We start from the raw sequence: 12,086 nt of genomic DNA, 5'->3' as shown, positions 1-12,086 counted from the left end.
GGGCGGCCGGGCTCAGACGATTACTTCGTGTCCTGCACGCGCTTGACGAGGTCCTTGAGCTTGGCGTCGACGATGAACTTGTCGTACACCGGCTTCATCGCGGCCTGGAACGGGGCCTTGTCGATGTCGATGATCTCGGCGCCGCCGGCCTTGACGGTCGCGAGCGACTTCACTTCGCGCTCTTCCCACTGCTTGCGCATGTAGGGCACCGATTCCTTGGCGGCCTGGCGCAGCCAGCCCTGCTCCTGCGGCGTCAGCTTGTCCCACGCGCGCTTGGAGAACAGCAGCATCTCGGGGGCCATCGAGTGCTCGGTCTTGGTGTAGTACTTGGCGACCTCGAAGGCGCGCGAGCTTTCATAGGTCGGGTAGTTGTTCTCGGCGGCGTCGATCAGGCCGGTCTTGAGGCCGGTGTAGACCTCGCCCATCGGCATCGGCGTGGCGTTGGCGCCCATCGCCTCGAGCATCGAGACCCACAGGTCGGACTGCTGCACGCGGACCTTCTGGCCCTTCATGTCGGCGAAGCTGCGCACCGGCTTCTTGGCCGTGAACATCGAGCGCGCACCGCTGTCGTAGTAGGCCAGGCCGATGAAGCCCTGCTTCTCGCAGGACTTGAGGATTTCCTCGCCGATCGGGCCGTCCAGCACCTTGTGCAGATGGTCGACCGAGCGGAACAGGAAGGGCATCGTCGGCACCTGCGTCTCGGGGCAGATGTTGTTCATGGGCGCGATGTTCACGCGCACCATCTGCAGCGCGCCGATCTTGGTCTGCTCGATGGTGTCCTTCTCGCTGCCCAGGGCGCTGTTGTTGAACACCTTGATGGTGTCCTTGCCGCCGGAGAGCTCCTTGAGCCGTTCGCCCATGAACTTGACCGCGGTCACGGTCGGGTAGTCATCGGGGTGGATGTCGGCCGACCGGAACTCGGTGGCCTGTGCGGCCATCGCGGTCACGCCGGCCGCGATGGCGACGATGAGTGCGTGCTTGTTGAACTTCATTTGTCTTCCTCTTTCTGGTGGTTGTCGTGAAAAACTGAAAGCGATCGGTTCAGCCGCCGAAGGCCGGCTCCGGAATGCCCTGCGTGCCCGGCCGCAGCGCGAACACGCCGCCGGCCAGCGGCTGGTCCGACAGGTCGCCGCCCGGGCGGATCGAGGTGACGAACAGGGTGTCGAGCTTGGGGCCGCCGAAGGCGCACATCGCCGGCTTCTTGACCGGCACCTCGAGCGAGCGGTCGAGCCGTCCCTCGGGCGTGAAGCGGTGCACCTGTCCGGCGTCGTTGCCGCAGATCCAGTAGCAGCCGTCGGCATCGACAGCGGCGCCGTCGGGACGGCCGGGCAGGGGATTCATGTCCACGAACACGCGTCGCTTCGATGGCGTGCCGGTGGCGGTGTCGTAATCGAAGGCCCAGATCGTCTGCACGCTGGGATGCGAGTCCGACAGGTACATCGTGCGGCCGTCGGGGCTGAAGGCGAGTCCGTTCGGCACGATCAGGTCGTCGAGCTGCAGCGACGGCGCGAGGCTGCCCTTGTCGTGGCGGTAGAGCCGGCCGACGCGGGCGCCCGCAGCCATGTCCATCAGCATTGTGCCGGCCCAGAAGCGGCCCTGGCGGTCGCAGCGGCCGTCGTTGAAACGCATGCCGGGCCGCGCGTGCGACACCTCGGCGAGCCGGGTGGCCGCGAGCGTGCCGCCGTCCTGCGGCGTGAGCGAGAACAGGCCGCTCTCCATGCCGGCGATCCAGCTGCCCGGCAGGTCGGCACGCGGCGCGATGCAGGCCGGCATTTCGTCGCTGGCCCACTGCGTGTGGCCGGCCGCCGACCAGCGGTGCAGCGCGCGGCCGGGAATGTCGACCCAGTACAAGGCGGACTCCGCCACCGACCACACCGGGCTCTCGCCCGTGCCGCAGCGCGCGTCGACCACGAGTTCGGCTTGGCTCCCCATGGCGCTCAGTCTCCGAACGGACCCTGGGCGGTGAAGGCGCCGCCCTGGTAGATGGCGTTGGGGTCGGTGGATGCGACCGGTGGCTGCTGCTCGACCTTGTCGCGAAAGACTTCGGACGTGTCTTGCGGCGCGTAGCCGAGCACGGCGGCGCCCGAGTTGTCCCACCAGACGTCGCGGTTGGCCGAGACGCCATAGACCACCGTGTGCCTGACGCCCGGCGTGAACAGCGACTTCTCGATCAGCGTGGTCAGGTCGCGGTAGCTGAGCCAGGTGCTCATCATGCGGCGGTTGAGGGGCTCGGGGAACGAGGAGCCGATGCGGATGCTCACGGTCTCGATGCCCCAGCGGTCGAAGTAGAACTGGGCCACGTCCTCGCCGAAGGACTTCGACAGGCCGTAGTAGCCGTCGGGCCGGCGCTGGACGTGCGCGTCGAGGTGCTCGTCCTGCTTGTAGAAGCCGATCACGTGGTTGGAGCTGGCGAACACCACGCGTTTCACGCCGTGCCGGCGGGCCGCCTCGTAGATATGGAACACGCCCTTGATGTTGGCCTCGAGGATCTCCTCGAAGGGCCGTTCCACCGACACGCCGCCCAGATGCACGATGGCGTCGCAGCCGGCCACCAGCGCATCGACCGCCTGCTTGTCGGACAGGTCGCAGGCGACGACTTCCTCGTGCGGGCCTTCGGCCGCTGACAGCGAAGCGATGTCGGAGAGGCGCAGCACGCCCGCGTAGGGGCGCAGGCGTTCGCGCAGGACCTTGCCCAGGCCGCCGGCGGCGCCGGTCAGGAGGAGGCGGCCGACTTGGAGGACGGGGGAGGAAGGGGTGGCGGAAGCGGAAGCGGCGCTCATTCGTGTCTCTGTCGGTGGTCGTAAGTTATCGGTTGTCGTACAACGTGGAGGCGATTATCATCACGCCATGTCGAACCTGTCAACGGGGTCTACCGCAACCACCGAAGCCGGCGGCGCTCCTCCGCGCCGCAGGGTGCGGGGCCTGGCGCATGGCCTGGTCGACGACCTCGGCGACAAGATCCGCAGCCAGCAGTTGCGCCCGGGCGACAAACTGCCGACCGAGTCGGCCATCATGCAGACCTACGGCGTGAGTCGCACCGTGGTGCGCGAGGCGCTCTCCAAGCTGCAGGCAGGCGGGCTGGTCGAGACCCACCACGGCATCGGCACCTTCGTGCTGCAGCCGCGCGCCGCCGGCATGTTCCGGCTCGAGGCCTCGGACATCGCGACCTCGGTCGACGTGCTCGCAGTGCTCGAGCTGCGCATCAGCCTGGAGACCGAGTCCGCAGGCCTGGCCGCGACCCGCCGCACCGAGGGACAGCTGGCCGCCATGCGGCAGGCGCTCGACGACTTCGAACACAACGTGACGACCGCCGGCGATACCGTGGCGCCCGATTTCCGCTTCCACCTTCAGATCGCGCAGGCGACGGGCAATCCCTACTTCGCGGACATCATGAGCCACCTCGGCACCACGATCATTCCGCGCACCCGGATCACCGCCATCCGCAATCACGACCGGCGCGGCGAATACCTGAGCCGCGTGAACCGCGAGCACGAGGAAATCTACGCGGCGATCGCGCGCCGCGACGCCGAGTCGGCGCGCGCGGCGATGCGCATCCATCTCACCAACAGCCGCGAACGGCTTCGCCTCGCCCAGGAAGCGGCCCGGCTCGACGCCGAGCAGACCGCGGCCGCAGGGCAGGCGCCGGCGGCCTGAGCGGCGCGCAGGTCTTTTGCTGGACATCTGCCGGATCTAGTTGTACGATGACTGACGACATCGCTACCATGCGATTCTCATTCCTCAACGAACCTGGAGACAAACCCATGCGCTTGAATCGCCGCCATCTGGTCCTAGGTGCACTCGGCAGCGGACTGCTGGCCGCCGGTGGTGCCGCGCAGGCCGCCGACGCCTGGCCTTCGAAGCCGATCCGCATCGTCGTGCCGTACCCGCCCGGCGGGTCGTCCGACATCATCGCCCGCTCGATCAGCGTGCCGCTGTCGGAGGCACTCAAGCAATCCGTGATCGTCGAGAACCGCGCCGGCGCGAATGGCAATCTCGGCGCCGATCTGGTGTCCAAGGCCCAGCCCGACGGCTACACGCTGCTGCTTTGCGACGTCGGCGCGCTGGCGATCAGCCCCTCGGTCTACACCAAGCTGTCCTTCGACCCCGCCAAGGACCTGCGCGGCGTGACCATGCTGGCCTACTCGCCGCACCTGCTGGTGGTGCATCCGTCGGTGCCGGCCAACAACCTGAAGGAACTGGTCGCGCTGTCGAAGAAGTCCGACCTCAATTTCGCGGTCACCGCCACCGGCAGTGCGCCGCACCTGGCCGGCGTCGCGCTCGAGCGCGCGAGCGGCGCGCGCTGGGTCTACGTGCCCTACAAGGGCGGCGTGCAGGCGGTGCAGGACACGGTGGCCGGCCAGACCCAGGTGCTGATGAACGGCATGCTGGCGACGCTGCCGCATGTGCAGAGCGGCAAGCTCAAGGTGCTGGGCGTGTCCAAGGGCACGCGCATGCCCCTGATCGGCGAAGTGCCGACCATTGCGGAGCAGGGCGTGCCCGGCTTCGAATCCGGCACCTGGCAAGGCGTGCTGGCGCCGCGCGGCACACCCGAGGCGCTGGTGCAGCGCCTCAATAAGGAACTGATCGCCATCATCCGCTCGCCCGACATCCGCTCGCGGCTGGCCGGCCAGGGCGCCGAGGTCGTGACCATGACGCCCACCGAGCAGGACCAGTTCTTCGAGAAGGAACGCGCCCGCTGGGCCAAGGTCGTGAACGCCGCCCAGATCAAGCTGGATTAGCCCCGGCCTCTCCACACCCTCCCTTTCCACCACCCCGTTCTTCCAAAAAATGACGCCTCAAGAACTCAAGACCATCATGGGCTCCGGCCTGCTGTCCTTCCCGCTCACCGATTTCGACCGCAATGGCGACTTCGACAAGAAGAGCTACGAGAAGCGCCTCGAATGGCTGGCGCCCTATGGCGCGAGCGCGCTGTTCGCGGCCGGCGGCACCGGTGAGTTCTTCTCGCTGACCGGCGACGAGTACCCCGGCATCATCCAGACCGCGGTCGACACCTGTCGCGGCGTAGTGCCGATCATCGCTGGCGCCGGCGGCCCGACGCGCTTCGCGATCCAGTGCGCACAGGCGGCCGAGAAGGCCGGCGCCCATGGCGTGCTGCTGCTGCCGCACTACCTCACCGAAGCCGGCCAGGAAGGCCTGGCGGCGCATGTCGAGGCGGTCTGCAAGAGCGTGAAGTTCGGCGTCATCGTCTACAACCGCGGCCAGAGCAAGCTCTACCCCGACACGCTCGAGAAGCTGGCCGAGCGCTGCCCGAACCTGGTCGGCTTCAAGGACGGAATCGGCGACATCGAACTCATGAGCGCGATCCACCTGCGCATGGGCGACCGCTTCGCCTACCTCGGCGGCCTGCCGACGGCAGAGGTCTATGCCGCGGCCTACAAGGCGCTCGGCACGCCGGTGTATTCGTCGGCGGTGTTCAACTTCATTCCGAAGACCGCGATGGACTTCTACCATGCGGTCGCCAAGGACGACATCGCGACGCAGCACCGCCTGCTGAAGGACTTCTTCATGCCCTACCTGGACATCCGCAACAAGGGCCAGGGCTACGCCGTGAGCATCGTGAAGGCCGGCGCGAAGATCGTCGGCCACGATGCCGGTCCGGTGCGCACGCCGCTGACCGAGCTCAAGGCCGACGAATACCAGGCCCTGGCCGCGCTGATCGACAAGCTCGGCCCGCAGTAATTTCCCAAGCGCTTGCAATCACACAACAACAGGAGACAAAAAATGCTGAAGAAACTGGTCTTGATCGCTGCCGCCACCGCGGCCTTCGCCGGCTGCACCACGATGCGTGGCAACGAGGCGGCCAAGTCGCCGGCAGTCGCCGCCGCGGCAGAGAAGCTGCGCGTGGCGATGATCGACCCGACGCCCGCAGCGCTCAATGCGCTGGTGGCCGACGATCTGAGCTACGGCCACTCGGGCGGCAAGGTCGACACCAAGACCAGCTTCATCAGCGACCTGATGGACGGCAAGTCGGACTTCGTGACCATCGCGATCACCGAGCAGACCATCAAGGTCATCGACAACGTCGCGATCGTGCGCCATACGCTCACGGCCGACACCAACGACTCCGGCAAGCCCGGCAAGGTCAGCATCAAGATCCTCGGCGTCTGGCAGCAACAGGGCCCGGGCGGCGACTGGAAGCTGCTGGCCCGCCAGGCGGTGCGCCCGCCGCAGTAATGCCTATCCCCACCCCGATTTCCAAGGACCCTGCCATGCAGAACTTCGACAACCTCATCAACGGCGAATGGCGCGCGGCTGCCAGCTACAGCCCGAACGTCAACCCGAGCAATCTCGGCGACGTGCTGGGCCAGTACGCGCAGGGCGACGCGGCCCAGGTCGACGCCGCCGTGGCGGCCGCCACCGCCGCCTTCCCGACCTGGTCGACGGGCGGCATCCAGGCGCGCTCCGAAGCGCTCGAGAAGATCGGCAACGAGATCCTGGCGCGCAAGGAAGAACTGGGTACGCTGCTGGCGCGCGAAGAAGGCAAGACCAAGGCCGAAGGCATCGGCGAAGCCACCCGCGCGGCGCAGATCTTCAAGTTCTTCGCCGGCGAATGCCTGCGCCTGTCGGGCGAGGTGCTGCCGTCGGTGCGCCCCGGCATCGGCATCGAGATCACGCGCGAGCCGGTGGGCGTGGTCGGCCTGATCACGCCGTGGAACTTCCCGATCGCCATCCCGGCCTGGAAGATCGCCCCGGCGCTGGCCTTCGGCAACTGCGTGGTGATGAAGCCGGCCGACCTGGTGCCGGGCTGCGCCTGGGCGCTGGCCGAGATCATCAGCCGCTCGGGCATTCCGGCGGGCGTGTTCAACCTCGTGATGGGCCGCGGCAGCGTGATTGGCGACGCGCTGGTCAACCACCCGGGCATCCATGCGATCAGCTTTACCGGCTCGGTCGGCGTGGGCCGCAACATCGCGGTGCAGTGCGCCACCAACCACAAGAAGGTGCAGCTCGAGATGGGCGGCAAGAACCCGCAGGTGGTGCTGGACGACGCCGACCTGAACCAGGCGGTGGAGCTCAGCGTGCAGAGCGCCTTCTATTCGACCGGCCAGCGCTGCACCGCGTCGAGCCGGCTGATCGTGACCGAAGGGATCTATCCGAAGTTCATCGAGGCGATGAAGGCCCGCATGGCGAAGATCAAGGTCGGCGATGCGCTGGCGCAGGGCACCGACATCGGTCCGGTGTCCTCGAAGTCGCAGCTCGACCAGGACCTGGAATACATCGCGATCGGCAAGGGCGAGGGCGCCACGCTGGCCGCGGGCGGCGAGCGGCTGAAGCTCGACACCGACGGCTACTACATGTCGCCGGCGCTGTTCAGCGAGTCGGCGGCGTCGATGCGCATCAACAAGGAAGAGATCTTCGGGCCGGTGGCGAGCGTGATCCGGGTGAAGAACTACGAGGAGGCGCTGGCCACGGCCAACGACACCGAGTTCGGCCTGTCAGCCGGCATCGCCACCACCTCGCTGAAGTACGCGACGCATTTCAAGCGCCACAGCCAGGCGGGCATGGTGATGGTCAACCTGCCGACAGCGGGGGTGGACTACCACGTGCCCTTCGGCGGGCGCAAGGGGTCGAGCTACGGGCCGCGCGAGCAGGGCAGGTATGCGCAGGAGTTCTTCACTGTCGTGAAGACCGCGTACACGCTTTCCTGAAACCTTGCGGGACAGACCAAGAAACTGCGTTAGCAGTTTTTGCTCTGTCCTCAACTGACTAGACCTTGCGGGACAGACCAAGAAACTGCGCAGCAGTTTTTGCTCTGTCCGGAACTTGGTGCTGGCGGGGAGTCCGGGTGGCTTTCTTGTCGATGCAGCTCGATTCGATCGACTATTTCTTGCTGCGCGCCTTCGGTGTCTTCTTCTCTTCCGGCGGCACGAACCCGATAGGCCGTTTGGGCGGGTCGGGAGGCACCGTCAGAGCACGCATGGCCTCGAACAATTGGCGCAGTTGATTGCGCGTGTTGCGGCTGAGCATGTCGTGCGATAGCTCCAGCCGCTCTGTCTTCTCCTCGATCTCGGCCAGTCGCCTGGCCAAATCCTCATGCAAGCTCGCCGCTTGCCGCAGCCGCACGAAAGCGCGCACCACGTAGATGCCCATCTCTACAGCCTGTGCCGAGGCCAGCACGTTGGCCAGGGCCACTGCGCCGAACTCCGTGAACGCGAATGGCAGCGTCCTCGAGAACTTCAGCTTCGAGAGGTGGTCACAGTTTGTGACCACCTCGGCCTTCTCGGCGGCGTCGAGCTGGAACATGAAGTCCGGCGGAAAGCGTGCTGCATTGCGCTTGACGGCTTGGTTCAGCGCCTTGGTCGGCACGCCGTAGAGCTCGGCCAGATCGGCGTCGATCATCACCTTCAGCCCGCGCAGCACCTGGATGCGCCCCTCGATGCGCGGCAGCAGCGCGCTGCCCGTCGTTGTTGTAACCATGCGCTCCCTCTTCCCCGTCTTTTAGTCATCGGCTTGCGCCAACACCGTTATGGGACTGGATCAAGAACCTGCGCAGCAGTATTAACCCTGTCGTCGACCTGCTCAGACCTTGCGGGACAGAACGAGAAACTGTGAAGGAGTCTTTGCTCTGTCCTCGACAGACTAGATAGACCGAACCGCCGACTTCGGCCGAAACGCCTTGCAGACCGCGTCGTCGGTCTCCAGGTAGGGCCCGCCGATCAGGTCGACGCAGTACGGCACCGCCGCGAAGATGCCCGGCACAGCCTGCGTGCCGTCTGCATTGCGCAGTCCTTCGAGCGTCTCGGCAATCGCCTTCGGCTGCCCCGGCAGGTTGATGATCAGGCTGCGTTCGCGGATCACCGCGACCTGGCGCGACAGGATCGCGGTCGGCACGAAGGCGAGGCTGATCTGCCGCATCTGCTCGCCGAAACCCGGCATTTCCTTGTGGGCCACGGCCAGCGTGGCCTCGGGCGTGACGTCGCGCAGGGCCGGGCCGGTGCCGCCGGTGGTCAGCACCAGCGAGCAGCCGGCGTCGACCAGGTCGATCAAGGCCGTGCTGATGCCGGCCTGCTCGTCCGGGATCAGCCGCGATTCGAAAGTAAGCGGATTGCGCAGCGCGCGCTGCAGCCAGTCCTTGAGCGCCGGCAGGCCCTTGTCTTCATAGACGCCGCTGGAAGCGCGGTCGCTGACCGAGACGATGCCGATGCGGACCGGATCGAATGCCGTCATGCGTCGTCCTCGCGCGCCTGCTCGGCCGCCTCGTCGGCGAGGTCGGCGGTGCCATGCACGCGCAGCTGGGCGCGCACGATCTGGAACACCTCGCGGTAGGCCTTGCCCTGGCGCGGCGCCTCGCCGGGCGGGCCGGCCTTGATGTCCTTGCGGGCCTGGCGCACCAGGGCGCGCAGCTGCTGGGCATCGGTGGCCGGGTGGGTCTCGATCCAGCCGCCCAGCGCATCGTCGTCGGCGATCAGCCGGTCGCGCCAGCGCTCGGCTTCGTGCAGCGCCGCGGTTTCCTCGGCCGGCAGGCGGTCCTGCTCGGCCAGGGCGGCGCGGACCGTGTCGAGCACCGCGGCGTCGAGGCCGCGCATCAGCTTGCCGATGAACTGCATCTGGCGCCGCTTGCCCTCGAAGTTGGTGATGCGCTTGGCGTCGGCGATGGCGTCCTTGAGCTTGTCGCCCAGGTCGAGGGTGTCGAACAGGCCGGCGCGCAGGCCGAGCAGGGCTTCGCCCAGCGCCTGCAGTTCGGCGCTCTCGCGTTTGAGGTCGGTCTTGCTGGCGGCGTCGGTGCCCTTGAGCTCGCGCTTGAGCTCCAGATCGAGTTCGCTGCCTTCGGCCACGAACTCGCCACGGACGAAGTAGCCTTTTTTGGGTTTGCGGGACATAGATGCAATCGTTGGCCGCACCATCGGGAACAGGGGGCGCAAGTATCATAGCCAACACATGACCACATCTTCCTCGCGCGCCGACTCCGGCTTCGCCTACAGCCGTCCTTTCTTCGAAAACCTGGTCGATTCGGCCTTGGCCCATGCCAAGAAGCTCGGAGCGACCGATGCCGGCGCCGAGGCGTCCGAGGGCTGCGGCCTGAGCGTCTCGGTGCGCAAGGGCGAGCTCGAGAACGTCGAGCGCAACCGCGACAAGTCGCTCGGCGTCACGGTCTACGTGGGCCACCGCCGCGGCAATGCCAGCACCTCCGACTTCTCCGAGGCGGCGATCGCCCAGACCGTGCAGGCGGCCTACGACATCGCCCGCTTCACTGCCGAGGACCCGGTCAGCGGCCTGCCTGACGAGGCCGACATCGCCAAGGAGCAGCCGGATCTCGACCTGTTCCACCCCTGGGACGTCACCAGCGAGCAGGCGGCCAGCCTGGCGCTCGAATGCGAGGCGGCGGCGCTGTCGACTGACAAGCGCATCACCAACAGCGAAGGTGCCGGGGTCTCGGCGCAGCAAAGCCACTTCTTCAGTGCCCACACCCGCGGCTTCCGCGGCGGCTATGCCAGCTCGCGCCATTCGATCTCGGTGGCGCCGATCGCCGGCAAGGGCGACGACATGCAGCGCGACGCCTGGTACAGCTCGATGCGCTCGGCCGACGAGCTGGCGAGCCCCGTGGCCGTAGGCCGCTATGCCGCCGAGCGGGCCCTGAGCCGCCTCAAGTCGCGCAAGATCAAGACCACCGAATGCCCGGTGCTGTTCGAGTCGCCGCTGGCGGCCGGACTGCTGGGCGGGCTGGTGCAGGCCACCAGCGGCGGTGCGCTGTATCGCAAAAGCACCTTCCTGCTCGATTCGCTTGGCAAGAAGGTGCTGCCCAAGCACATCGACGTGGTCGAGGACCCGCATTTGCTGCGCGGCAAGGGCAGCTCGCCCTTCGACGACGAGGGCGTCGTGACGCGCAAGCGCAAGGTGGTCGATGCCGGACGGCTCGAGGGCTATTTCCTCAGCACCTACTCGGCCCGCAAGCTGGGCATGAAGACCACCGGCAACGCCGGCGGCTCGCACAACCTGACGCTGACCTCCCGCCTGACCAAAAAGGGCGACGACCTCGATGCCATGCTCGAGAAGCTCGGGACCGGCCTCCTGGTGATCGAGCTGATGGGGCAGGGCGTCAACTACGTGACGGGCGACTATTCGCGCGGCGCCAGCGGTTTCTGGGTCGAGAAGGGCCGGATCGCGTTCCCGGTGCAGGAGATCACGATCGCCGGCAACCTCAAGGACATGCTGATGGGCATCGAGGCGGTGGGCGCGGATGCCTACAACTATGGGGCGAAGACGACGGGATCCTTGCTGGTCAATCGCATGAAGGTCGCGGGGGCATGAGATTGTCGCTAGACTGGTCATCTGACTAGTCCGAAGGAGATCGCCATGAAGTCATGGCCGGTTCAAGATGCCAAGGCGCGCTTCAGCGAATTCCTCGACGCCTGCCTCGCCGAGGGGCCGCAGCTGGTGACACGCCGGGGCGCGGAGGCCGCGGTGCTGGTGCCTGCGGCCGAATGGAAGCGGCTGCAGGAAGCCGCCAGGCCGTCCCTGAAATCGCTGCTGATGTCCGATGCCGCCCGCACGGACAGCCTGGTGCCCCAGAGGGGCGGAGCGCGGCGGCGCCGGGCCGAGCCGCTCGACTGACGCCCAATGTATTTGCTCGACACCAACGTCATCTCGGAACTGCGGCGCCCGCGCCCCCATGGGGCGGTGCTGGCCTGGCTGCAGGCCGTCGACGACAGCGATCTGCATCTGTCCGCGGTCAGCCTGGGCGAGATCCAGGCGGGGATCGAACTGACGCGGGAGCAGGATGCGGTCAAGGCGGCCGAGATCGAGCACTGGGCCGACCAGGTGGCAGCCACTTACAACAGTCTGCCGATGGATGCCCAGACCTTCAGGATCTGGGCCCGGCTGATGCATCGACGCTCGGACACCCTCTACGAAGACGCGATGATCGCCGCCACCGCCCTGCGCCATGGCCTGAAGGTCGTGACCCGCAACGTCGGTGATTTCGAATCCTTCGGCGTCGGCCTGGTGAATCCGTTCGCCTGATCGCCGGCCTGGGGCGCCGACGGACGACGTCCGTTTCGGTGCGCCATGCAGCGACATGGACCGGAAGGCACCGTCATGAGGCGATTTGGCACCATTTTTGCTTTCGA

The 12,086-nt window shown here is 67.0% G+C and carries 14 protein-coding genes; 8 read left to right on the top strand and 6 right to left on the bottom strand.

Annotated features, from left to right (window positions below; all coding sequences use genetic code 11):
• Positions 1-20: 20 nt before the first annotated feature.
• The 3 genes from QTI68_RS27175 to QTI68_RS27165 are packed head-to-tail and all read right to left on the bottom strand — an operon-like array spanning position 21 to position 2,780.
• The gene (locus QTI68_RS27175; protein WP_286526171.1) at positions 21-992 is read right to left on the bottom strand and encodes a TRAP transporter substrate-binding protein; all 972 of its coding nucleotides are present in this window, start codon (positions 990-992) and stop codon (positions 21-23) included.
• Positions 993-1,041: 49 nt separating this feature from the next.
• Positions 1,042-1,932 carry an SMP-30/gluconolactonase/LRE family protein gene (locus QTI68_RS27170; RefSeq protein WP_286526169.1) on the bottom strand — a complete coding sequence of 297 codons (891 nt, stop codon included), beginning with the start codon at positions 1,930-1,932 and terminating at the stop codon, positions 1,042-1,044.
• A 5-nt stretch (positions 1,933-1,937) separates the two neighbouring features.
• Positions 1,938-2,780: an NAD-dependent epimerase/dehydratase family protein gene (locus QTI68_RS27165; RefSeq protein WP_286526167.1), complete on the bottom strand. Its 843-nt coding sequence runs from the start codon at positions 2,778-2,780 to the stop codon at positions 1,938-1,940.
• A 67-nt stretch (positions 2,781-2,847) separates the two neighbouring features.
• On the opposite strand from QTI68_RS27165, the gene QTI68_RS27160 reads away from it, so the two are divergent.
• The 5 genes from QTI68_RS27160 (at position 2,848) to QTI68_RS27140 (ending at position 7,667) form a co-directional block, all read left to right on the top strand.
• The gene (locus tag QTI68_RS27160) at positions 2,848-3,654 is read left to right on the top strand and encodes a FadR/GntR family transcriptional regulator (RefSeq protein WP_286526166.1); all 807 of its coding nucleotides are present in this window, start codon (positions 2,848-2,850) and stop codon (positions 3,652-3,654) included.
• 107 nt (positions 3,655-3,761) lie between these two features.
• Positions 3,762-4,739: a Bug family tripartite tricarboxylate transporter substrate binding protein gene (locus QTI68_RS27155; protein ID WP_286371341.1), complete on the top strand. Its 978-nt coding sequence runs from the start codon at positions 3,762-3,764 to the stop codon at positions 4,737-4,739.
• Positions 4,740-4,788: 49 nt separating this feature from the next.
• Positions 4,789-5,700: a 5-dehydro-4-deoxyglucarate dehydratase gene (kdgD, locus tag QTI68_RS27150; RefSeq protein WP_286526149.1), complete on the top strand. Its 912-nt coding sequence runs from the start codon at positions 4,789-4,791 to the stop codon at positions 5,698-5,700.
• 42 nt (positions 5,701-5,742) lie between these two features.
• Complete coding sequence (locus QTI68_RS27145; RefSeq protein ID WP_286371343.1) at positions 5,743-6,195, top strand: nuclear transport factor 2 family protein; 453 nt, start codon at positions 5,743-5,745, stop codon at positions 6,193-6,195.
• Between the two features lie 35 nt (positions 6,196-6,230).
• Positions 6,231-7,667, top strand: coding sequence for an aldehyde dehydrogenase family protein (locus QTI68_RS27140; RefSeq protein ID WP_286526147.1), 1,437 nt, complete (start codon positions 6,231-6,233; stop codon positions 7,665-7,667).
• 172 nt (positions 7,668-7,839) lie between these two features.
• On the opposite strand, the gene QTI68_RS27135 is transcribed toward QTI68_RS27140, so the two are convergent.
• The 3 genes from QTI68_RS27135 to yjgA form a co-directional block, all read right to left on the bottom strand.
• On the bottom strand, positions 7,840-8,379 hold the full coding sequence (locus QTI68_RS27135) for an ORF6N domain-containing protein (RefSeq protein ID WP_286526145.1): 540 nt from the start codon (positions 8,377-8,379) through the stop codon (positions 7,840-7,842).
• Positions 8,380-8,598: 219 nt separating this feature from the next.
• Positions 8,599-9,156 (bottom strand): molybdopterin adenylyltransferase, encoded by a 558-nt coding sequence (gene mog / locus QTI68_RS27130; RefSeq protein ID WP_503011747.1) that lies wholly within the window; start codon positions 9,154-9,156, stop codon positions 8,599-8,601.
• Between the two features lie 26 nt (positions 9,157-9,182).
• Positions 9,183-9,839 (bottom strand): ribosome biogenesis factor YjgA, encoded by a 657-nt coding sequence (gene yjgA, locus QTI68_RS27125; protein WP_286526141.1) that lies wholly within the window; start codon positions 9,837-9,839, stop codon positions 9,183-9,185.
• 58 nt (positions 9,840-9,897) lie between these two features.
• On the opposite strand from yjgA, the gene pmbA reads away from it, so the two are divergent.
• Genes pmbA through QTI68_RS27110 form a run of 3 tightly spaced genes read left to right on the top strand, consistent with a single transcriptional unit; the run spans position 9,898 to position 11,979 of the window.
• A complete protein-coding gene (pmbA, locus tag QTI68_RS27120) occupies positions 9,898-11,268 on the top strand; it encodes a metalloprotease PmbA (RefSeq protein WP_286526139.1) in 1,371 nt (456 codons plus the stop codon).
• 45 nt (positions 11,269-11,313) lie between these two features.
• Positions 11,314-11,571: a type II toxin-antitoxin system Phd/YefM family antitoxin gene (locus QTI68_RS27115; RefSeq protein ID WP_286526137.1), complete on the top strand. Its 258-nt coding sequence runs from the start codon at positions 11,314-11,316 to the stop codon at positions 11,569-11,571.
• Between the two features lie 6 nt (positions 11,572-11,577).
• Positions 11,578-11,979: a type II toxin-antitoxin system VapC family toxin gene (locus QTI68_RS27110; protein WP_286526134.1), complete on the top strand. Its 402-nt coding sequence runs from the start codon at positions 11,578-11,580 to the stop codon at positions 11,977-11,979.
• Positions 11,980-12,086: the final 107 nt, after the last annotated feature.

Source organism: Variovorax sp. J31P207, from assembly GCF_030316965.1.
GTDB classification, from domain to species: domain Bacteria; phylum Pseudomonadota; class Gammaproteobacteria; order Burkholderiales; family Burkholderiaceae_C; genus Variovorax; species Variovorax ginsengisoli_B.
Note: the sequence above shows the minus strand (reverse complement) of the source record. Positions and strands in the feature narration are given on the sequence as shown.

Excerpts from the sequence above, each read along its gene's own strand:
- QTI68_RS27175 (WP_286526171.1), bottom strand. The coding sequence starts at position 992 with ATGAAGTTCAACAAGCACGCACTCATCGTCGCCATCGCGGCCGGCGTG.
- QTI68_RS27170 (WP_286526169.1), bottom strand. The coding sequence starts at position 1,932 with ATGGGGAGCCAAGCCGAACTCGTGGTCGACGCGCGCTGCGGCACGGGC.
- QTI68_RS27165 (WP_286526167.1), bottom strand. The coding sequence starts at position 2,780 with ATGAGCGCCGCTTCCGCTTCCGCCACCCCTTCCTCCCCCGTCCTCCAA.
- QTI68_RS27160 (WP_286526166.1), top strand. The coding sequence starts at position 2,848 with ATGTCGAACCTGTCAACGGGGTCTACCGCAACCACCGAAGCCGGCGGC.
- QTI68_RS27155 (WP_286371341.1), top strand. The coding sequence starts at position 3,762 with ATGCGCTTGAATCGCCGCCATCTGGTCCTAGGTGCACTCGGCAGCGGA.
- kdgD (WP_286526149.1), top strand. The coding sequence starts at position 4,789 with ATGACGCCTCAAGAACTCAAGACCATCATGGGCTCCGGCCTGCTGTCC.
- QTI68_RS27145 (WP_286371343.1), top strand. The coding sequence starts at position 5,743 with ATGCTGAAGAAACTGGTCTTGATCGCTGCCGCCACCGCGGCCTTCGCC.
- QTI68_RS27140 (WP_286526147.1), top strand. The coding sequence starts at position 6,231 with ATGCAGAACTTCGACAACCTCATCAACGGCGAATGGCGCGCGGCTGCC.
- yjgA (WP_286526141.1), bottom strand. The coding sequence starts at position 9,839 with ATGTCCCGCAAACCCAAAAAAGGCTACTTCGTCCGTGGCGAGTTCGTG.
- pmbA (WP_286526139.1), top strand. The coding sequence starts at position 9,898 with ATGACCACATCTTCCTCGCGCGCCGACTCCGGCTTCGCCTACAGCCGT.
- QTI68_RS27115 (WP_286526137.1), top strand. The coding sequence starts at position 11,314 with ATGAAGTCATGGCCGGTTCAAGATGCCAAGGCGCGCTTCAGCGAATTC.
- QTI68_RS27110 (WP_286526134.1), top strand. The coding sequence starts at position 11,578 with ATGTATTTGCTCGACACCAACGTCATCTCGGAACTGCGGCGCCCGCGC.